Genomic DNA, 19,126 nt, shown 5'->3' on the forward strand with positions numbered 1-19,126 from the left:
TGCCTCGCGAGCCGGTGGGACAGCAGGATCGGTGACGTTGCGCGGATCTTGGCACCGTCGGTGTCGGCAACACGACCGGACAGCGGCGCCCGTCGATCAGTCGGGGCACTGGAAGTTATGCGCCTCGATTACTCTCGGACAGGTGACGGCAACGGTCGACCATGGCAACGAGCCGTGGCCGGTGCGCATCCGTGGCCGTGGCCCCCAGGGCGAGGTCCTGGGCGCGGGGATGCTGGTCGACGAGCGTCGCGTCCTGACCTGCGCCCACGTCGTCGCCGGTGCGTCGGATCAACCCCACACCGCCCCGGCGGGGCCGGTCGACGTCGACCTGATCGGTCAGCCCGGCTCCCCGCGTGTGTCGGCGCGGGTCGTGCCGGGCTGCTGGGTGCCACCGACCGACGGGGGAGGCGGCGACGTCGCCCTGCTGGAGCTGGCGCGACCGCTGCCGCCCGGTGCGTACGCGCCGCTGCGCCGGATGCGTCTGTGGGACCGGCACGTGGTCGTCCGGGGATTTCCGGACACTCTGGAGCACGGCCTGTACGTCCGGGCGCGGCTCGCCGGCCCGTCGGGCACGCGACGGGAACGGGTCCAGATGGACGCGGCGACCACCGGCCCCCAGATCAGCCCCGGCTTCAGCGGCGCAGCGGTGGTCGACGACATCACCAGGATGGTCGTCGGGATGGTGGTCAGCACCTACCTGGACAGCGACGACGCGCCTCCCGTGGGCGCCGGCAACTCCCCGGGCAGCGGCCTGTCCTGGATGATCCCGGTCGAGACGATCCTGCACCACCTTCCTGTGCTCGGCGACCTGGTCCCCGGGACGCCGTCGGTCGACCGGGGCTTCCTGGTGGCCAACCACCTTCCGGTGGACCCGTCGGTCGCCCGGCGGATCACGGACCTGTTCACCCAGCAGCTCGACGCCAACGTGCTGATCGTCGTCACCGTCCACCCCGGGTCCGCCTCGGCGGCGGCGGTGCGTCAGGCCGCCGTGCGCTCCAGCCGGGAGCTTCGCCCCACCGCAGGCCCCACCGTCGGGGACGACCGCGCCGACGTGCCGCCGGTGGGCAGCATCGACCTGGCCGTGGACGTCACGGGTCGGCAGACCGAGGCGGTGTCCCAGCGGATCGCCGAGTGGACCGGCGCGGCCGACGACGCCGCCGAGGGCCACGCCACCGCGCTGCCCCCACGATCGTCGATCATCGACAACATCGACGAGGCGAGCGACCCCGAGACGCTGCTCTCCGACGTCGTGATGCCCCTGGTCGACCAGGCCGCCACCCGTGACCTGCGCGTCCTGCTGACCTTTCGCGGCGAGGCCGTCGGGTTGCGCCTCGCCCTGCTCGCGCGCCGAGTCGCCACCCTCGCGGCCACCGAGGCCGCCGCCGAGAGGGCGTACCGCTCGGTGGCCACGCTGGTCGCCGGCCCGCCGCGGGTGCCGTCGCGGTCGACCAGGCTGCGGATACGGCTCACCGCGCTGCGCGCCATGGCCGACTCGGCCGACCAGGGCGCGCTGGCCGCCCGGCTCGCGTCGACCGAGCGGGCCACCGACCGTGCGGTACGCGAGGCCGAAGCGGTCCGGCGACGGCTCGTCGCGCTGGAAGCCGACTGGTCCGAGCTGCGCGGCCGCCTGGACGGCTTCCTCGCCATGGCCGTCGACCACGGGCTCGACGAGGACGCCGGGCTGAGCCCGCTCTACCGCCGGGCGTACGAGCAGCTCACCGGCGGGGGCTGCGACCTGGTGGCCGCCGCGGCGGCGGTGCGCCGGTACTCCGACGCGGTCCTGTACGAGGTCGACGCCCGCAGCGGCAGGGGTGTGTCGTGACGCCGTGCACCCGGACGCCGGGCTGCGCCGGCACCGTCGACGACACCGGCTACTGCGACGTCTGCGGGCTCGCGCCCCTGCCCGCCTCCGTACCGGGCGGAGCCACGGCGGCGGTGGTGACACCCCTCGCGAGCACCCGGGACAACTGGACGGTCGCCAGCCTCGTCTCCCTGCCGGTGCTGGCCTTCTCGACCGACGGCGACGCGACCCAACCGCCGCGGGTGCCGGAGGAGGCCCGTTTCTGCCCCGGTCCGGGTCGCCACCCGGTCGGTCGCGGCCGGGGCGGCCGGCCCGGCCTGGAGAAGGGCTTCTGCCCCCGCTGCCGGACGCCGTTCAGTTTCCTGCCCAGCCTCGGCGCCGGTGACCTCGTCGCCGACCGGTACGAGGTGGTCCGCTGCCTGGCGCGCGGCGGCCAGGGGTGGGTCTACCTCGCCCGGGACACCCATCAGGACGACCTTGAGGTCGCGCTGAAGGGCGTGCTGCACGCCAACGACGAGGCCGCCCTCGCGGCGGCGATCCAGGAACGGCAGTTCCTCAACACGCTGGACCACCCGAACATCGTGCGCAGCACCGACTTCGCCACCCACGACGATCCGGTGGCCGGGCCGACCGGCTACATCGTGATGGACTATCTCGACGGCATGTCGCTGCGCCGGCTGCTGGTCGCCGCTGGCGACGTCCGGCAGCCGGACGTCTCGCTCCCGCTGGACCACATCCTCGCCTACGGCCACGAGATCCTCGCGGCACTGGACTACCTGCACCGGCGCGGGCTGCTCTACACCGACATGAAGCCCGACAACGTGATGCGCACGGCCGACCGCATCAAGGTGATCGACCTGGGTGGGGTCCGCCGCAGCGACGGCACGTACGAGAATCTCGTCGGGTCCGCCGACTTCCTGGTCAGCATCGAGGAGCTCCGGGCGCGGGGTGCGACGCCCCGCTCCGACCTCTTCGCGCTCGGCCGGACACTGGCGGAGCTGTTCGAGCACCGTACGCCCGGGCCGGACACGCCGGGGGCGGCGGCCGGCGCGCTCGGCGTCGAGTCATTCCGTCGTCTCGTCGCCCGGGCCGTCCACCCGCAGTGGGACCGGCGGTTCGCCTCGGCGACCGAGATGTCGGAGCAGCTGCTCGGGGTGCTGCGGGAGATCCTGGCCGGCCAACCGGACCGGCGGCAGCCCGAACCGGTGTCGCTGTTCCAGCCGTCCGCGCAACTGCTCGACGCCGGCCTCGGGCTGGTGCCGCCGTTGCACACCTGGATCGACGCCTCCGACACCACACTGCTCGACGATGGCCGTCCCGTCGCGCACGTGGTGGCTCTCGGCCTGCCGACACCCCGCCCCGACCCGGACGATCCGGCCGCCGACGACCTCGCCGCCGTCGGCGCACCGGACGCCCGCAGCCTGCTCGCCAAGCTCGCCACGGTGGGTCAGGTGTCGGTGGAGGTCGAACTCGGTCGCTGCCGGGCGTACCTCGCGCTGGACGATCGCCGGTCGGCGGCGGAGGCGTTGGCCGAGGCCCGGATGATTCTCGGCGAACGGGCCGACGCGGACTGGCGGATCGCCTGGCACCAGGCGCTGCTGGCGCTCACCGACGACCGGATCGCCGAGGCGCGGCGACAGTTCGACGCGGTGTACGGCGACATCCCGGGGGAGATCGCCCCGAAACTCGGGCTCGGCTACTGCGCCGAACGCGCCGGCGACACCGTGCTGGCGTCCCGCTTCTACGCGGCGGTGTGGCGGCGCGACCCGTTCCAGGCCAGTGCGGCGTTCGGGTTGGCGCGGCTGCGGCTCGCGGCGACCGACCGCGTCGGGGCGGTCGCCATCCTCGACGAGGTCCCGGCGCTGTCCCGACACCACGACGCCGCCCGGATCGCCGCGGTGCGCGTGCTCTCCTCCCGGCTGGCCGGTGGGCCGCCCACGGTGGCCGAGCTGGAGCAGGCCGTCGGGCGGCTGGCGACGCTGCACCTCGACGGCGGCGAGCGGCAGGGCGAGTCACGCGACCGGCTGACCACGGCGATCCGGGAGATGGCACTCGACCTGTTGCGCTCCGGCGCCGCCGATTCCCTGGCCGGGAGCCCGGTGCTGGGCGAGCCGCCGACCGAGCGCGCGGTGCGCGTGTTGCTGGAGCGCTCGTACCGGGCTCTGGGGCAGCAGGCGCACCGCCCGGACGACCACGACGTGCTGATCGACCGGGCGAACGCGGTGCGGCCCCGTACCCGATGGTGACCGAGACGACGACCCGGAACGGAGCGTGAATCGGTGGACGCCGGCATGGAATTCAGCCTGCAGCTCAGCCAGAACAAGTACCTGCCGGCGAACGGCCGCGAGATGCACGCCATCCTCTCGGTCGTCGGGGAGCCGTTGGGGGCAGAGAGCGCCGGGCCGGTCCGTGCGGATCCGCAGCGGCTGGTCGAGGTGCTGGTGATCGACTGCTCGGGATCGATGGCGAACCCCCCGACCAAGATCGCGGCGGCTCGGCGAGCCACCGCCGCGGCCATCGACGTGCTGCCCGACGGCGTCCGGTTCGCGGTGATCGAGGGGACGCAGCAGGCCCGCATGGTCTTCCCGTCGGCGTCGACCCTGACGACCGCCTCGGCGCAGACCAGGGAGCAGGCCAAGTCCGTGGTGTCCCGGCTCAGTCCCGGCGGTGGCACGGCGATGGGCAGCTGGCTGGCGGCCGCCCGGGACCTGCTGCCGGACGACCCGTCGGCGATCTGCCACGTGCTGCTGCTGACCGACGGCATCAACCAGCACGAGACCCCGGAGGAACTGGACCGGGTCCTCGAGACATGCGCCGGCCGGTTCGTCTGCGACGCCCGGGGCATCGGCGACGGGTGGCATCCCCGGGAGCTTCTGCGGATCGCCGGCGCGTTGCGCGGCACCGCCGAGGCGGTCCGCCGCCCGGCCGAGCTGGAGGCGGGTTTCCGGGAGACCATCGACGCCGCGCTGGGCAAGCTGCTGCCCGACCTGCGGATCCGGGTGCAGACCATGCCGTACTCGGCGGTGGCCTTCTTCAAACAGGCCAGCCCCACCCTGACCGACCTCACCGGGTACGCCGGCAGGATCGACGGCCGGACGGTGGAGTTCGCCACCGGTTCCTGGGGTGCGGAGCGACGGGACTACCACCTCTGCCTGACCGTCGACCCCGCGGTGGCACAGCTGGAGGAGGACCAGATGGCCGCCCGGGTCAACCTGCTCGTCGACGGGGAGGTGCGGGCCGGCCCTGCCCCCGTCCTGGTGCACTGGACCGACGACCTGGTCAAGTCGTCCCGGCTCGACCCCCGCGTCTCGCACGTGACCGGGCAGGAGGAGGTGCGTGAGGCCATCAACGCGGGCTGCGACGCGTACGACCGGGGTGACCGGGTCGAGGCCCACGCACAGTGGACGCGTGCGGTCGAGCTGGCCCGGCTGGCGCACGACGAGAAGGCGCTGGAGCAACTGCGCTACCTGGTCGACCTGGAGCCCGACGGCCTGGTCCGGCTCAAGCCCAACCTGAGCAGGGTCGACGTCAACGTCAGCCTGCTCTTCTCCAGCCAGACCGTGCACGCGAAGGGCACACCCGAGCCGGTTCTCGACACGCCGGTGGGCGAGGACCGGCGCTGCGCCGCGTGCGGCCACCTGTCGCCCCCCGACGCGGTGTACTGCGAGCAGTGCGACGCCGTCCTGGACGACCCGGGCGAGAGCGGGGAGGGGGCGACGTGACGGTGGCGGACCCCGGCGGTCGTCCGTCGCGGCAGGTCAGCACCACCCGCCGTACCCTGCTGCGGCTGCGGGCGGCCCTGCTCGCGGCCACGGCCGTCGCCCTGGTCGCCTGCCTGGCGGTCTTCCTCGGCGTCGCCCGCACCGCCGACGCGGCGGCCGACCGGTCCGTGCCGGCGATCCTCGCCGTGTACGACGCGCAGCACGCGCTGCGCAGCGCGCACGCGGCGGCGGTGCGCAACCTGGCCGACGGTGGACTGGTCCTGGGTGGCCCGGGGGTGGACTACCAACGCCAGATCGCCGGCGCCGGGCAGTACCTGACCCTGGTGGCCGAGAACAACGCCGCCGGTGACGACGGCACCCGCGACATCCAGACGGTCGAGGCGCTGCTGGTCACGTACACCGGTCTGATCGAGCAGGCCGACGCGCGGTACCGCGACGCCAGCCTGCGGGCCCTCGGCGTCGCCGCACTGCGGGACGCGGCGAGCCTGATGGACGACATCCTGGGTCTGCTCGACGAGCTGCTGGCCAAGCAGGTGTCCGTCCTGGACGAGCAGCGGGACAACGGCTGGACGCACCGGCTGACCCCGGCCGTGTGGCTGCTGCCGCTCGTCGTCCTCGGCGCGCTGCTGGTGCCGACGCAGATCTACCTGTCCCGCCGCTTCCGCCGGGCTCTGAACCTGCCTCTCCTGCTGGCCACCGCGGCGACGGTGGGGATGGTCGCGCTGACCTCGCTGAGCCTGCGCTCGGCGGCGGACCTCGACCAGATCCGCCGCGATGTCGCGGCCGTGAACGAGAGCCGGCAGGGACAGTTCCACCAGGTGCGCCACGAGGCCGCCGACGGGCTCGCCGACGAGGTGCAGAAGCAGTGCCCGGAGGCCTGCGCCCGTACGGTGGCGGGTCTGCGTGCCAGCGCCCCACCGCCGTCGCCGCCCGCGTCGGCGGCTTCCACACCGGCGCGCGGCGCGGAGACCGAAACCCTGACCCACGCAGCCCGCGCCGCCGACAGCAACTCCGTCGAGTTCGTCCTGCCCCTGTTGGCGTTCGGCATCGGGGTGCTCATTCTCGCGGGGTTCCAGCCCCGCCTGGCCGAATACGGATACCGGTCGACATGAGACACCGCGGACGCCCCTCGTGGCCGGCGCTGGCGTTGGTCACCGTGCTGCTGGCCGGCGCCGGCCTCAGTGGATGCTCCGGCGACGAACCGGCCGGTGAGGTGACCATCCTCGCCTCGTGGACCGGCGCGGAGAGGGCCGCGTTCGACGCCGTCCTGCGCGGCTTCGAGGCCGAAACCGGCATCCACGTCGACTATCAGGGCCACCGGGACGTCAGCCAGGTGCTCCAGGCGGGCATCGAGCGTGGCCGCCCGCCCGACATCGCCGTCCTGCCCCGCCTCAACGACCTGCAACGCTACGTCAACGAGGGCCAGCTGCAGCCGCTCGACGAGATCGTCGACGGTGACGCGGGCGCCGCCGCGCAGGTGATCCGCCTCGCCCGCAAGACCGAACCGGCCGGCGAGCAGCGGGCCTACGCGGTCGCCGTCGCCACGCACCTCAAGAGCCTGTTCTGGTACGAGCCGGGCGAGCTGGCCGCCCTCGGCTATCGGCAGCCCCCGACGACCTGGGCCGAGCTGGTCACCCGGAGTCGGGGCGTCGCCGCCGGTGGCCGGGTGCCCTGGTGCCTGGGGATGAGTTCCCCGCCGGTCTCCGGCTGGCCCGGCACGGACTGGATCGAGGACATCCTGCTGCACCAGTCCGGTCAGGCGTCGTACGAGCAGTGGACCCGGGGCGAGCTGCCCTGGCGCACGGGACCGGTCCGCGACGCCTGGACGACGTGGGGTGACCTGCTCGGCGTGTCGTCCGCCGGGACGGCCCGGGCGGGCCTCTTTACCACCTGGGCGGACGCGGGCAGCGGCCTGCTCACCGCACCGCCCGGGTGCTACCTCGACCACCAGGCCTCGTTCGTGCTGCGCACCTACCGCGACGCGATGCCCGACGGAGGCGGCCCGGTCGACTTCTTCCCCACCCCGCCGGTCGGTCCGTCGGACACGTCGTCGCTACAGGAGGTGTCCGACGACATCGCGGCCATGTTCCGGGCCACCACGCCCGCCCGCGAACTCATGGCGTACCTCGCGTCCGAGCCGGCGCAGCGGATCTGGCGCGAGTCCAGCGACGAGCTGTTCTTCAGCCGCCGCGCACAGTCGGGCGACTACGCCGACCCCGTCGTCGGCAGGGTCGCGAGCCGGCTACGCACCGGGACGCTGTGCCGCGACGGATCGGACCTGCTGCCGACGGCGATGGCCACCGCCTTCGAGCGGGCGGTCCTGGTCTACCTACAGGACCCGGGCCGCCTGGACGCGCTGCTGGCCGAACTCGACGCCGTCCACAGCTCGGTGCCGCCGGCGGAGTACATGGACCTGGGCTGCGAACCGGCAGCGCCCCCGACCAACTGACAAGGGACGAAGGATGACCGAACTGCGCAGGTTCGACCTCGACGGTGGCGGCTCGGTGGTGGTCGAGGTCGACGGTAGGCCCGGTGTGACGCACGCGGGTACCGCCGGCAAGGTGGTCCGGGAGGCGCGGGAGACGTTCGACCGGGCGCTCACCGAGGTTCGCGACGCCGCCTCCGTCGCTCTGGGCCAGTTCCAGTCGATGGCGCACCGACCCGACGAGGTCGAGATCACCTTCGGGGTGCAGTTGACCGCCGAGGCCGGTGCGGTCATCGCCCGGACCGGTGTGCAGGGCCAACTCACGGTCACGGTCCGCTGGCACCGGTCACCGGACACACCGCAGACCTGACCGTCAACGGCCACGACTGTTGGACGTTTGTCCCGGGCCTCGACGGGAAACGGCCCGCAATGACGAAACCTCGTGTGGTGATCGTGGGGGCCGGGTTCGCCGGTTACCACGCGGCGAAGACGTTGAGCCGGATCGCCAAGGATCGGGCCGAGATCGTGGTGTTGAACTCCACCGACTACTTCCTGTACCTGCCGCTGCTGCCCGAGGTGGCCGCCGGGGTGGTCGAACCCAAACGGATCGCCGTGCCGCTGACCGGGACGCTCAAGGGTGTACGGGTGGTGATCGGCGAGGCGGACCACGTCGACCTGCAGAACCGCTGGGTCGGTTTCACGCAGCCGGAGGGGGACAAGAACCGGCTGGCGTACGACCGGTTGGTGCTCGCCGTGGGCAGCGTCAACAAGCTGCTGCCCATCCCCGGGGTGACCGAGTACGCGCACGGCTTCCGCGGGCTGCCCGAGGCGGTCTACCTGCATGACCACATCGTCCGGCAGATCGAGCTGGCCGAGCAGGCTGAGGATCCGGCCGAGCAGCAGGCCCGGTCCACGTTCGTGGTGGTCGGCGCGGGCTACACCGGCACCGAGGTCGCCGCGCACGGGCAGTTGTTCACCGACGCGCTGCACGCCCAGCGGCCCCGGCTGACCGTCCGTCCCCGCTGGATGCTGCTCGACGTCGCGCCCCGGGTGCTGCCGGAGCTGGACAAGCGGATGTCGGACACCTCGCACAAGGTGCTCAACAGGCGTGGGGTGGACGTCCGGATGGGCACCTCCGTGGCGGAGGCGACCTGCGACGGCGTGAAACTCACCGACGGCGAGTACGTGCCCACCTGCACCCTCGTGTGGTGCGTGGGGGTGCGGCCCGACCCGTTCGTCAACGAGCTGGGCCTGCGCACCGACCGGGGCCGGTTGGTGACCGACGAGTTCCTCAACGTTCCCGGCTACCCGGAGGTGTTCGCCTGCGGCGACGCCGCCGCGGTGCCCGACCTGGTCAATCCGGGGCAGATCTGCGGGATGACGGCGCAGCACGCGCAGCGGCAGGGCAAGCGCGTCGCGCACAACATCGCCGCGTCGTACGGCTTCGGCCGGCGCAAGCCGTACAAGCATCACGACCTGGGCTGGGTGGTCGACCTGGGCGGCAAGGACGCGGCGGCGAACCCTCTGCACGTCAACCTGGCCGGGCTGCCCGCCAAGACGGTCACCCGGGCGTACCACCTGATGGCGATGCCGGGAAACCGCACCCGCGTGGGTGCCGACTGGGCGTTGGACGCCGCGCTGACCCGGTCGGCGGTCCAGCTGGGGCTTGTTCCGGCGACCGCGGTCCCGTTGGAGAGCACCTCACCCGAGGTCGCGGCCCGGGCCCGCTGAGCGGTCCCGGCCCGCTGGGCGGTCCGGGACGGCCGGGCGGTCCGGGACGGCTGGGTCGCTGGGGACCGCTGGGTCGGTCGGGACGGCCGGGTGGCGCAGGCCGGTCCGGCGCAACCGGCTCGGCCCGTACTCACGCAGCAGCGTCTGGACGATGCCGGCGGCGGGGATGGCCAGCAACGCGCCCAGCAGGCCGGCCAGCTCCGCCGCGAGCAGCACGCTGACCAGCACGGTCAGCGGGTTGAGCCGGACCGCACGGGACAGGATGAGGGGCTGGAGCAGGTGGTTCTCGACCTGCTGGTAGACCACGAAGAAGACCAGCACCACCACGCCGGCGGTGGGGGAGTGCAGGAAACCCGCACCGGCCGCGATCACCGCGCCGATGGTGGCGCCGACCAGCGGGATCAGATCGGCCACCGCCACCAGCAGGGCGATCACGGCGGCGAAGGGCACCCCGGTGAGGGCCAGCACCAGGTAGGTCAGGGCGCCGCAGATCACGCTGATCAGCAGGTTGCCGGTGAGGTAGCCGGTGACGCTGCGCGACACCTCCCGCCCCACCCGGCGCAACCGTTCGCCCTGACCGTCCCCGGCCGCCGCGAGCAGACCGCCGGTGATCCGTGGCGATTCCAACACCATGAGGTACGCCAACACGACGACCGTGAGCAGCCCGGCCACGGTCTCCACGACGCCGCGCAGCACCCCGACCGCGGGCTGGCGCAGCCGGCTGCCGAGGTCGCGCAGTTGGTCGGAGTGCTCGGAGGCGTAGCGACGCGCGCCGGTGCGCTCCAGCATCTCCCCCAGGGGGCCACGGCCGGCACGTGCGTCGCGCAGCAGCTCCGGGGCCCGGTCGGCGAACCGGCCCAGCTCGGTGAGCAGCGGCACCACGATGACGGCGGCCAGGATCGCCAGCACCGCGAGAGCGGCGAGGAACACGAGCAGCGTGGCGAGCGCCCGGCGCCGCACGAGCCGGCGTTGCAGCCGGTCCACGAGGGGTTTGAGAGCGACGGCGAAGAAGGCGGCCACCACGCCCCACACCAGCACCCGGCGGGTCGCGTACACGAAGGCCAGCGCGAACGCCGTGGCCAGCACCAGGCCGATCACGATCAGCGTTCGGCGGGCGGTCACCCGATCGTCGGCAGCACTCACCCGCGCGGCCTTCCCCGCCCTCGCCGTCGGAAACCCGGCATCCCCGGTGAGGAGGGGACGACTCGTCGGTCAGCGGGCGTCTTCGTCGTCGCTGACGGGTCGGGCGCCCGCGACGAACATGTCGAGGGCGCTGGCGTGCAGCAGACCGCCGGGCACCGGGTCGCGCAGGGCGGCCACGGCCAGCCTGCCGACCGGCAGCCCGCCGGGCCGCGGCGTCGCGGCGAGCACCAGATTGCCGTAGCGCCGCCCACGCAGCATCCGCCGGTCACCGAGCACGCACACGTCGCCGAAGGTCGCCCGCAGGGTGGCCACCTGCACACGAGTGCCGACCAGCGGCGGCAGATCCGTGACGTTGACCAGGTACAGGCCGTCCGGGCGCAGCGTCCGGGCCACCTGCGCGGCGAACTCCACGGTACGGACGTGCCGGGGCATCCGCGCCGCCCGGTAGATGTCGGCGATCACCAGGTCGTAGCTGGCCGTCGGCGTGGCGGTGATCGCCTCCCGGGCGTCGGCGACCTCCACCCGCACCTCGGGCGGCAGCGGCGGCAGCTCCCGGGCGACCAGCTCGACCACCGCCGCGTCCCGTTCGACGACCCGCTGCGCGGAGCCGGGCCGGGTGGCCGCCAGCCAGCGGGGCAACGTCAACGCGCCCCCGCCCAGGTGCAGGACGTCCAGTGGGGTGCCCGCCGGTGCCGCCAGCTCCGCCGCGGCGGCGATCCGCCGGACGTACTCGAAGTGCAGGTGCCGCGGATCCTCGACGTCCACGTACGACTGCTCGACGCCGGCGGAGAGCAGGGTCCGCCCGGTCCGGCGGACCGGATCGGTCACCAGCTCCAGCCGGTCGGCGGCGCGGTTCATGACCGGCACGCTAGCCGAGCGGGCCGGCGGCGCGGGGGCCTGCCCCGCGTCCGCCGGCCGTGGTACGCCGCGCTGGCCGGTCAGCCGGCCATCCCCGCGCCCACCTCGTCGATCGCGTCGTCGATCCGGTGGGCGAGGTCCACGTCGAGCGCGGTGACCCCGTCGGCCTGGTTGGTCCGTACGGTCAGCACGGCGGCCGTGCCGCCGGGGCGACCGATGCTCGGGGCGCGTCCGGTCTCCTGGCGCAACCGGTCGAGCCGGTCGAGCACCCGGTCCAGGTTGTCCGGTGGCAACGCGACCACGCGGTACAGGCCGTCGCTGTCACCGGCCCAGTACGGCAGGTCGTCCAGCGCCGCCTCGACCTGGCCCGCGTCCAGTCTGGGTGTGGTGGTGGAGGCGCCGACGATGCCGCCGCCGGCCTCCGGCGGGTCCAGCAACTCGCGCAGGCCATCGGGTACGTGCAGCGACTCGACGAGGTCGCCGTCCTGGTCGGCGAGCGCGGCGAGCGTCGCCTCCGCCTGGTAGCGGGCCTGCTCCGGGGTGCGGCCGCTGATCCGGCCCACCTCGGCCAGGAAGCCGGGCAGGTCACGGTGCCGCTCGACGCCATCGACGGGCAACACGTCGTGCAGTGAGTTCGGCACCGCGTCGAGCAACATCTGCCGCTCCGCCGCGTCCAGGGCGAAGGCCAGGACCAGGACGGTCGCCTCGGCGCCGACCTTGGCCGTCTTGAAGTCCACTCCGGCCCGGCGCCCCACCTCGTCGACGAGGTCGTGGTAGCCGACGCTGCTCACCCCGGCCGCGCCGTTCCTGGCCGACGGCTGCGGTCGAGGATTGTCCGGGGTTCCGACCGCGGGCGGGGCTGGTCCGCCGCGCGTGGAGTCCTGCTTGTGCTGTCCGGCCGGCGCCGGGCCGGCCCGCTTGCCCTGGTCCAGGCTGGTGATCTGCTTGGACGCGCTCAGGCTGGCGCCGATCTCGCTGGGCTGGCGACCCTGCTCGCGGGCCTGCCGGGCCAGCGTCCGGCGTCGCTGGTTGTCGCCCTCCATCTGCTTGCGCATGGCGTGACACCCCTTCCGCTGGGGATCGTGGCTGCGTCCGTCGCCTTCCCGCCGTCCCGGGAGCCGAAACGGACGCTGCCGGCCGGGCCGGCGGGGCGTCGACGGGCTTCATCCGCCACGGGTGAGGGGTGTTCACCCGCACCTGGCGCACGATCGGCTCAGGACCGGAGTTCTTCCGAGGTACGCGGAAGGAAGGTCGTCATGAAGCGGATCGTCGAGATCATCCCCGCCCGACCCGGCTGGTACGCCCGCTGGCAGCTCACGCCCGATGCCACCCGGTGCTACCCGGTGAGCCTGTGGGCGTTGCTGGAGGAGGCCGACGGAACCGGCCGCGAGGTGGTCGGCATGGACTGTATCGGCCAGTGGCCGGGCGCGGACGACAACGAGGCGGGTGGGGATTTCGTCCGCTACCTGTATCAGACGCCCGATTCGGGTGCTCCCGACGACGTCGACGCGACGCCGATCGGCGAGCCGCGCGACGACAGGCCCCGGCTCCAGCCCCTGACGGCACCCTAGACATTCCTCCGGCCCCCGACCCCAGGTCCCAGGGTCGGGGGCCACCCCCGCACCTCCCGCGCGCGGCGCACGCTCGCGCTGAGCCGGCCGGGTGCGGCCGCGGCCGAGTCCCGCGCCCCCGCTGGACGTCCGACCGGCGGCTCTGTTGATCACCTCGCCCTGCGGCCGGCGACGTGCCCCTGCGTATACTTGCCGCACTGCAAACGTCCCACCCCAGCGGTGGAGCGAGGGGGGAACGGTGACGTTCAGCGTCAGGTACGCCGGGCGCGACGGCGGTAGCGCCTGCCTGCGACTCGCCGGTGAACTGGACCTGAGCACGGCCCCCGAGCTGACCGCCGCGATCGACCGGCTCAGCGAGGCTGGCGAGAGCCGGGTGCTGCTCGACCTCACCGACCTCACGTTCTGCGACTCCACCGGGATGGCCGTGTTCGTCCGGGGGGACAACCGGGCCGCGGCCGAGGGCGGCTGGTTGCGGGTCACCGGTGCCAGTGGTCGCGTCGAGCGGGTGTTGCAGGTCACCGGTCTGGCCGACGTGTTGCGCTACGAACCGGACACTCTCGACCCGGCGTCCCACAGCGCCCCCTGATGGGCTAGATTTCCCCGCCAACGCGGTGACCGTGAGGTCCCGTCTCCGCCGACCCGAGGCAGGTAGTGATGGGCGCAGACAGCCCGCAGCCGGTACGCATCCTGGTGGTCGACGACGACCCGGGTGACGTGCTGATGATCGAGGAAGCGTTGGCGGACTCGGACGTCGACAAGGTCATCGACGTGGTCAGCGACGGCGAGGAGGCGATGGAGTTCCTTCGCGCCGAGGGCCGCCACGAGCAGGCGCGACGCCCCGACGTCATCCTGCTGGACCTGAACATGCCCCGGATGGACGGGCGGCAGGTGCTCGGCGCCGTGAAGCAGGACGAGGACCTGCGCACCATCCCGATCGTGGTGCTGACCACTTCCAACGCGGACACCGACATCGTCGGCAGCTACACGCTGCAGGCCAACGCGTACGTCACCAAGCCGATCGACCTGGACGACTTCAACGACGTGGTGCGCCGCATCGACGAGTTCTTCGGACGGGTGGTCGTCCTGCCCAAGCGCCTCTGATCCGAGCCGCGCCCGCACCCTCGGATGCTGACCATTTTTCCCGAACCCCCTCGGTCGCTGTCGTCGCGGTCGAGGATCCAGTGGGGAAGTAACAGCAGCTGCCTGGGGGGCGACAGTCATGAGGTTCTCCGTCGTTGAGACCGGTTACGACCAGCGGCAGGTGGACTCCTGCCTGGACGAGCTGGGGATCCGCCTGGCGCGGCTCGCCGCGCGGGCGGAGAGCGCGGCAGGGGCCGCGCGGGAGTGGGACGAGATCCGCGAGGAGGCGACCTGGCTCAGCGGCCTGCTCCAGCGGCTGGATCTGGGCGACGCCGCGGTGACCCGGCACGCCGGGGACGCGGTGCGTCGTGAGGCGGCCGAGATCCTGGCCCAGGCACGCTTCGAGCTGGACCAGGCCCGCGCCGAGGCGCGGCAGGTGCGCGAGCGGGCGTACGCCGAGGCCGTGCAGGCCCGCCGCGAGTTCGAGGCGTCGCTGCACGCCCGCCGGCGGCGTGCGACGCGGGCGGACGAGATCCTCACCGGGGTGACGGTCGACGATGCTGCGACCGCCGAGCCGGTGCCCGAAGACACCCCGACGGCGGCCGCCGGAACGGGCGTACCGGCGACCCGGTAGGCGCCGCGCGCATGGTGCGGCTCAGGTGGCGAGGGCTGTCGCGACGGTGGTGGCCCGCTCCTCGTGCTGGGCGTACGCGTCGGGGTAGGCGGAGATCTGCACCGACTGCGCGGCGGCGGTGACGCTCATGTCCTGCCAGCCCGGGATCTCGTTGAGCGCCGAGTAGAAGGCTCGGGCGGCGTACGACGGGCGCATCAGTTCGGCCACCGTGCCCCAGCCGCTGCTGGGCCGCTGCTGGAACAGCCCGACCGAGTCGTGGTCGGAGCCGCTGCCCTGGTTCGGGTACTGCGCCGACTCGGGCAGCACGTCGCTGGCCAGGTTGTAGAGGTTGCTCTCCTGCATCGCCGTGGACAGCGCGACGACCAGGGCGCGACGCGGCATCTTCATCTCCAGGCCGACGTCGACGATGATTTTGGCGTTGTCCATCTGGGCCTGGTCGAGGCCGGCGACCGGGCGTGGTCGGCGTGGCTTGACCGGCTTCTTCGGGGCCTTGCGTACCGCCGGGCGGCTGGGGGTGGGCGTCGCCACCGGGCTGGGGGTGACCCGGGCGGGTGCGACGTCGCGGTCCAGCGAGCGGGAGGCGCGGTCATCGGCGATGGCGGCGCGGTCGGCGACCGCCTCGGCGAGCGGCTCCACGGGGCGGGCGTTGTCCTCGCTGCCCCGGGCCGTGACCACGGCGGCCAGGCCGAGGCAGCAGGTGACACCGGTGGCCAGGGCCACCCGGACCGGGGTCGAGCCCAGCAGGCTCCGGCGGGGCGGTTCGAGGGCCCGGTGACGGCCGATCGTCCGTTCGGTTGATGCGGCGTCGCCCAAGAGGGTGGTCGGGCGCGCGTCGGTCAGCTTATGGTCGGCGGGTTCGTCGGGATGCACCCGACGAGGTTAAAGACCCGGGTGCCCGAAGCCATTGGTCCGTAGGGTGGCATGCGCCACAATTTGCCCTGATCGTGACCGCGATAAGGGGCAAAGATCGCGCAACGGGATGCAACCTCGCCGATCGGGCCAGACGGGTATTTCCGATTGGCCCGACGAAATGAGGTCACTCAGTCCAGCCCCGACCCCGATCCGAGGCGTTCCGCCACCATCACCCGTTCGACGGATGGTGGCTCATCCCAACGACCGAGCACCGCTCGCCCCTATGCGGGGCCGACCGGACGCTGACCCGCCACCGGCGTGACCGGATCAGTGGCGGCCGTTCTCCGCCGGCGTCACGGTCAGCCGGTGCCGACTGTTGTCACCGCTGGAGAACGGCCAGAGCCGATCGGCGTACTCGACCAGGTGGGCGAGTTGATCCCGACTGAGACCGGCCGAGGAGATCTCGGCGTGCACGTCGGCCCGGTAGAGGCCGTCGTTGTCGCGTCCCAGCTTCGCCTCCGCCCGCACCTGGACGGTGTGCGCCTCGTCGGTGATCTCCCCGGCCACCTCCACCGCCGCGTGGTGCAGGCAGGACGCGAAGGCGGCCGCCAACAACTGCTCCGGAGTCAACCCGGTGCAGTGCGGCGCCAGCGGTGAAGCCAGCGCGGTGGAGAGCCCGCCATCGTCGGTGCGTACGTGACCGCCCTCGGCGGTCGCGGTGGCCTCACGCAGCCAGGAACTCTGATCCGGCATCGCGTTTCTCCCGTCGCTCACGGCCCGGCTACCCGGCCGCGGCCCGGCGAAACGCCGCGAGCGCCCCGGTCAGCGACCGTCCCGCCCGTCGGTGACCGCCACGGCCTCGGTGGCCTCCATCGCCGCCCGCTCGGTCCACGGCGACGTCGGAGCCGGCTCACGGGCGCTCGGCACCAGCATGGGCACGTACACCCGGGCGTCCACGGCCTCGGCCAGCAGCAGCGCGGCGACCAGGCTGGTCGGGCGTTGCGCCGGGTCGTCGGCCAGGCAGGAGTGGCACAGCTCCGCCACCTCCGGCGGCAGCCCGTCGATCTCGGGCAGCCGGTCCGGCGGGCGGCGTCGACGCGCCCCGAGCAGCTCGCTGGTGCTGTCCGCCCGGTACGGCAGGCGGCTGGTGAGGCAGTAGTAGAGCAGCACCCCGAGGGCGTACATGTCGGCCGCCGGGGTGGCCGGCGCGCCGTCGAGCTGCTCGGGCGCCAGGTACGCCGGGGTGCCCATCAGCATCCCCTCCGGCATCGGGTCCGGTGCGCCGGCCGGGGTGGCGATGCCGAAGTCGAGCACCTTCACCCCGGCCGGGGTGAGCATGACGTTGGCCGGCTTCACGTCGCGGTGCACGATGCCGCTGGCGTGCGCGGCGGCCAGCGCCGCGGCGACCTCCGCGCACACCCGCGTGGAGATCCGCCAGTCCAGCGGACCGGCCCGCAGGTGCGCGGCGAGTGTCTCGCCCTCGGCGAGTTCCATGACGATGTACGGCACCAGGCGACCGGGCAGTGTGGAGGAGGTGCCGAAGTCGTGCACGCTCGCCACGTTGGGGTGCACCAGACGGGCCGCCGAGCGGGCCTCCGCGCGGATACGCTCCACCGGGTCGTGCTGCCCGTCCCGGCCGGGCACGATCAGCTTCACCGCGACCGGCCGGTCCAACACCTGGTCGTGGGCCTGCCACACCTCAGACATCCCGCCGACACCGATGCGCTGTTCGAGCCGGTACCGCCCGTCCAGCGTGCGCATCGACCACTCCTCGCCCCGACCCGCCCCACGCGGGTGCTTCGATTCGCGGTACCCGGGCTCCAAGCTGGGCAAACCGGAGAGGGGATCGCGCTCGGCCGTTCCCGCCGTACCCCGCTGCGGGCCGACGGTGGGTGCGGTAGTTTGCGAGCCAGGGTCGGCTCACCCAGCGTGCCGGCACGGTCACCGAGGGGGCGCCGCGATGAGCGAGGTCACCGTACGCTTCGTCGGCGGGCCCGCGGACGGCCTGGTTCGCCAGGTGCCGGCCGAGCCGGACGGCACCCCGCCGCGGCGTTGGATCATGCGGCATCCGGACGGCACCGGCCCGGTGCAGCCCGGCCCCGACCACCTCTACGAACGCGGCCAGCCCGACGGTCTGGGCGGCTGGAGCATGCGGTTCGTCCGCACCGACGCGTTCGGGGTGTCCGAGTGAACCGGCGGTGACGCGCACCGGCCGCCGGCCCGGCCGCACAGCTGGCACACAGGTGCCGCAGGGGCGGAGCACAGGTGCCACGCCCACGATGGGGGGCATGGTCATGGACGGGCAGGTCGCGTCGGGTCGGATCGAGCTGCGTCGCCCCGACGGCGAGCCGGTGCGGGTGCTGGTGGTCGACGACGAGGCGACGTTGACCGACCTGCTGTCGATGGCGCTGCGCTACGAGGGCTGGCAGGTGCGCAGCGCCGGCAACGGCATGGCGGCGCTGAGCACCGCCCGGCAGTTCCAACCCGACGCGGTGGTGCTCGACGTGATGCTGCCCGACCTGGACGGCTTCCAGGTGCTGCGCCGGCTGCGCGAGCACGCCCCCACCGTGCCGGTGCTCTTCCTGACCGCCCGCGACGCGGTCGAGGAACGCATCGCCGGCCTGACCGTCGGCGGCGACGACTACGTCACCAAGCCGTTCAGCCTGGAGGAGGTGATCGCCCGGCTGCGGGCGCTGCTGCGCCGCTCCGGCTTCGCGGTCGCCGCCCGGGAGGACGCGGTGCTCACCGTCGGCGACCTCAGCCTCGACGAGGACAGCCACGAGGTACGCCGGGACGGCCAGCTCGTCACCCTCACCGCGACCGAGTTCGAGCTGCTGCGCTACCTGATGCGCAACCCGCGCCGGGTGCTCAGCAAGGCGCAGATCCTCGACCGGGTCTGGAACTACGACTTCGGTGGCCAGGCCAACGTGGTCGAGCTGTACATTTCGTACCTGCGCAAGAAGATCGACGCCGGCCGGGCACCGATGATCCACACGTTGCGCGGCGCGGGCTATGTCCTCAAACCCGCCGAGTAACCGGCGACCGGTGCGCGCCGCCCGCCGGTGGTTGGCCGGCCGGTCGCTGCGTACCCGACTGGTGCTCGCCCTGGTCGCGCTGCTCGCCGTCGTCAGCGTCGCCATCGGCGGGCTGACCACCATCGCGTTGCGGCACTTCCTGATCGACCGGCTCGACGCCCAACTGGCGCCCGCGACGGCCATGCGGGGTGAGCGTCCGGGCCGCCGGCCTTCCCGGGTAGCGGACCGGCCGTCCCACCCGGCTCGCCGTCCGGCACGGTGGTCGCCGTGATCA

Annotated in this window: 19 protein-coding genes and 1 pseudogene; 14 read left to right on the plus strand and 6 right to left on the minus strand. The window is 73.3% G+C overall.

All coding sequences use genetic code 11. The annotated features are described in order from the left end of the window. The first annotated feature begins 142 nt into the window (after nt 1-142). From JNW91_RS09990 to JNW91_RS10020, 7 genes are read left to right on the plus strand one after another with little or no spacing between them, the layout of a single operon-like run. Nucleotides 143-1,822 (plus strand): S1 family peptidase, encoded by a 1,680-nt coding sequence (locus tag JNW91_RS09990; protein WP_203174598.1) that lies wholly within the window; start codon nt 143-145, stop codon nt 1,820-1,822. Then, on the plus strand, nt 1,819-4,047 hold the full coding sequence (locus JNW91_RS09995; RefSeq protein ID WP_203174599.1) for a serine/threonine-protein kinase: 2,229 nt from the start codon (nt 1,819-1,821) through the stop codon (nt 4,045-4,047). The genes JNW91_RS09990 and JNW91_RS09995 overlap by 4 nt, the downstream gene beginning before the upstream one ends. A 45-nt stretch (nt 4,048-4,092) precedes the next feature. Beyond that, nucleotides 4,093-5,523, plus strand: a complete 1,431-nt coding sequence (locus tag JNW91_RS10000; RefSeq protein ID WP_203174600.1) for a vWA domain-containing protein — start codon at nt 4,093-4,095, stop codon at nt 5,521-5,523. Further along, the gene (locus JNW91_RS10005) at nt 5,520-6,635 is read left to right on the plus strand and encodes a hypothetical protein (protein WP_203174601.1); all 1,116 of its coding nucleotides are present in this window, start codon (nt 5,520-5,522) and stop codon (nt 6,633-6,635) included. Before JNW91_RS10000 ends, JNW91_RS10005 begins: the two co-directional genes overlap by 4 nt. After that, nucleotides 6,632-7,972: an ABC transporter substrate-binding protein gene (locus tag JNW91_RS10010; RefSeq protein WP_203174602.1), complete on the plus strand. Its 1,341-nt coding sequence runs from the start codon at nt 6,632-6,634 to the stop codon at nt 7,970-7,972. Before JNW91_RS10005 ends, JNW91_RS10010 begins: the two co-directional genes overlap by 4 nt. A 13-nt stretch (nt 7,973-7,985) precedes the next feature. Next, nucleotides 7,986-8,318 (plus strand): CU044_2847 family protein, encoded by a 333-nt coding sequence (locus JNW91_RS10015; protein WP_203174603.1) that lies wholly within the window; start codon nt 7,986-7,988, stop codon nt 8,316-8,318. Nucleotides 8,319-8,377: 59 nt separating this feature from the next. Next, on the plus strand, nt 8,378-9,679 hold the full coding sequence (locus tag JNW91_RS10020) for an NAD(P)/FAD-dependent oxidoreductase (RefSeq protein ID WP_203174604.1): 1,302 nt from the start codon (nt 8,378-8,380) through the stop codon (nt 9,677-9,679). Here the strand turns inward: JNW91_RS10020 and JNW91_RS10025 are convergent. The 3 genes from JNW91_RS10025 to JNW91_RS10035 form a co-directional block, all read right to left on the minus strand. Continuing rightward, nucleotides 9,650-10,822, minus strand: a complete 1,173-nt coding sequence (locus JNW91_RS10025) for an AI-2E family transporter (RefSeq protein WP_309244306.1) — start codon at nt 10,820-10,822, stop codon at nt 9,650-9,652. The genes JNW91_RS10020 and JNW91_RS10025 overlap by 30 nt on opposite strands. A 69-nt stretch (nt 10,823-10,891) precedes the next feature. Next, nucleotides 10,892-11,680 carry a spermidine synthase gene (locus tag JNW91_RS10030; protein WP_203174605.1) on the minus strand — a complete coding sequence of 263 codons (789 nt, stop codon included), beginning with the start codon at nt 11,678-11,680 and terminating at the stop codon, nt 10,892-10,894. A gap of 80 nt (nt 11,681-11,760) precedes the next feature. Next, nucleotides 11,761-12,735 carry a DUF2267 domain-containing protein gene (locus JNW91_RS10035; protein WP_203174606.1) on the minus strand — a complete coding sequence of 325 codons (975 nt, stop codon included), beginning with the start codon at nt 12,733-12,735 and terminating at the stop codon, nt 11,761-11,763. Between the two features lie 201 nt (nt 12,736-12,936). Between JNW91_RS10035 and JNW91_RS10040 the strand changes: the two genes are divergently transcribed. From JNW91_RS10040 to JNW91_RS10055, 4 genes are all read left to right on the plus strand, one after another. Beyond that, entirely contained in the window at nt 12,937-13,251 is a 315-nt protein-coding gene (locus JNW91_RS10040) for a hypothetical protein (protein ID WP_203174607.1), read from the plus strand. Between the two features lie 238 nt (nt 13,252-13,489). Continuing rightward, nucleotides 13,490-13,837 carry an STAS domain-containing protein gene (locus JNW91_RS10045; RefSeq protein WP_203174608.1) on the plus strand — a complete coding sequence of 116 codons (348 nt, stop codon included), beginning with the start codon at nt 13,490-13,492 and terminating at the stop codon, nt 13,835-13,837. 68 nt (nt 13,838-13,905) lie between these two features. Further along, a complete protein-coding gene (locus JNW91_RS10050; RefSeq protein WP_203174609.1) occupies nt 13,906-14,352 on the plus strand; it encodes a response regulator in 447 nt (148 codons plus the stop codon). A gap of 118 nt (nt 14,353-14,470) precedes the next feature. Further along, nucleotides 14,471-14,965 carry an ATPase gene (locus JNW91_RS10055; RefSeq protein ID WP_203174610.1) on the plus strand — a complete coding sequence of 165 codons (495 nt, stop codon included), beginning with the start codon at nt 14,471-14,473 and terminating at the stop codon, nt 14,963-14,965. A 21-nt stretch (nt 14,966-14,986) separates the two neighbouring features. Here the strand turns inward: JNW91_RS10055 and JNW91_RS10060 are convergent, their stop codons facing one another. The 3 genes from JNW91_RS10060 to JNW91_RS10070 all read right to left on the minus strand — a co-directional run bounded on the left by JNW91_RS10060 (nt 14,987) and on the right by JNW91_RS10070 (nt 17,578). Beyond that, a complete protein-coding gene (locus JNW91_RS10060; protein ID WP_203174611.1) occupies nt 14,987-15,835 on the minus strand; it encodes a hypothetical protein in 849 nt (282 codons plus the stop codon). A gap of 309 nt (nt 15,836-16,144) precedes the next feature. Beyond that, nucleotides 16,145-16,570 carry an OsmC family protein gene (locus tag JNW91_RS10065; RefSeq protein ID WP_203174612.1) on the minus strand — a complete coding sequence of 142 codons (426 nt, stop codon included), beginning with the start codon at nt 16,568-16,570 and terminating at the stop codon, nt 16,145-16,147. A 69-nt stretch (nt 16,571-16,639) separates the two neighbouring features. Continuing rightward, nucleotides 16,640-17,578, minus strand: a complete 939-nt coding sequence (locus JNW91_RS10070; RefSeq protein WP_203174613.1) for a serine/threonine-protein kinase — start codon at nt 17,576-17,578, stop codon at nt 16,640-16,642. Between the two features lie 199 nt (nt 17,579-17,777). On the opposite strand from JNW91_RS10070, the gene JNW91_RS10075 reads away from it, so the two are divergent. From JNW91_RS10075 to JNW91_RS33915, 3 genes and pseudogenes are all read left to right on the plus strand, one after another. Beyond that, the gene (locus JNW91_RS10075) at nt 17,778-18,008 is read left to right on the plus strand and encodes a hypothetical protein (RefSeq protein ID WP_203174614.1); all 231 of its coding nucleotides are present in this window, start codon (nt 17,778-17,780) and stop codon (nt 18,006-18,008) included. Between the two features lie 103 nt (nt 18,009-18,111). Then, nucleotides 18,112-18,852: a response regulator transcription factor gene (locus JNW91_RS10080; protein WP_407664302.1), complete on the plus strand. Its 741-nt coding sequence runs from the start codon at nt 18,112-18,114 to the stop codon at nt 18,850-18,852. After that, nucleotides 18,830-19,019: pseudogene (locus JNW91_RS33915) on the plus strand (two-component sensor histidine kinase); the annotation flags it as partial. The gene JNW91_RS10080 and the pseudogene JNW91_RS33915, both read left to right, overlap by 23 nt. Between the last annotated feature and the right edge of the window lie 107 nt (nt 19,020-19,126).

It is taken from the genome of Micromonospora parastrephiae, assembly GCF_016802865.1.
Classification (GTDB): Bacteria; Actinomycetota; Actinomycetes; order Mycobacteriales; family Micromonosporaceae; genus Micromonospora; species Micromonospora parastrephiae.

What these genes read in the sequence shown, in the direction of transcription:
- JNW91_RS10020 (WP_203174604.1), top strand. Translation starts at nt 8,378, where the DNA reads ATGACGAAACCTCGTGTGGTGATCGTGGGGGCCGGGTTCGCCGGTTAC.
- JNW91_RS10080 (WP_407664302.1), top strand. Translation starts at nt 18,112, where the DNA reads ATGGACGGGCAGGTCGCGTCGGGTCGGATCGAGCTGCGTCGCCCCGAC.
- JNW91_RS10065 (WP_203174612.1), bottom strand. Translation starts at nt 16,570, where the DNA reads ATGCCGGATCAGAGTTCCTGGCTGCGTGAGGCCACCGCGACCGCCGAG.
- JNW91_RS10000 (WP_203174600.1), top strand. Translation starts at nt 4,093, where the DNA reads ATGGAATTCAGCCTGCAGCTCAGCCAGAACAAGTACCTGCCGGCGAAC.
- JNW91_RS10075 (WP_203174614.1), top strand. Translation starts at nt 17,778, where the DNA reads ATGAGCGAGGTCACCGTACGCTTCGTCGGCGGGCCCGCGGACGGCCTG.
- JNW91_RS10050 (WP_203174609.1), top strand. Translation starts at nt 13,906, where the DNA reads ATGGGCGCAGACAGCCCGCAGCCGGTACGCATCCTGGTGGTCGACGAC.
- JNW91_RS10015 (WP_203174603.1), top strand. Translation starts at nt 7,986, where the DNA reads ATGACCGAACTGCGCAGGTTCGACCTCGACGGTGGCGGCTCGGTGGTG.
- JNW91_RS10010 (WP_203174602.1), top strand. Translation starts at nt 6,632, where the DNA reads ATGAGACACCGCGGACGCCCCTCGTGGCCGGCGCTGGCGTTGGTCACC.
- JNW91_RS10055 (WP_203174610.1), top strand. Translation starts at nt 14,471, where the DNA reads ATGAGGTTCTCCGTCGTTGAGACCGGTTACGACCAGCGGCAGGTGGAC.
- JNW91_RS10035 (WP_203174606.1), bottom strand. Translation starts at nt 12,735, where the DNA reads ATGCGCAAGCAGATGGAGGGCGACAACCAGCGACGCCGGACGCTGGCC.
- JNW91_RS10070 (WP_203174613.1), bottom strand. Translation starts at nt 17,578, where the DNA reads ATGCGCACGCTGGACGGGCGGTACCGGCTCGAACAGCGCATCGGTGTC.
- JNW91_RS10030 (WP_203174605.1), bottom strand. Translation starts at nt 11,680, where the DNA reads ATGAACCGCGCCGCCGACCGGCTGGAGCTGGTGACCGATCCGGTCCGC.
- JNW91_RS10040 (WP_203174607.1), top strand. Translation starts at nt 12,937, where the DNA reads ATGAAGCGGATCGTCGAGATCATCCCCGCCCGACCCGGCTGGTACGCC.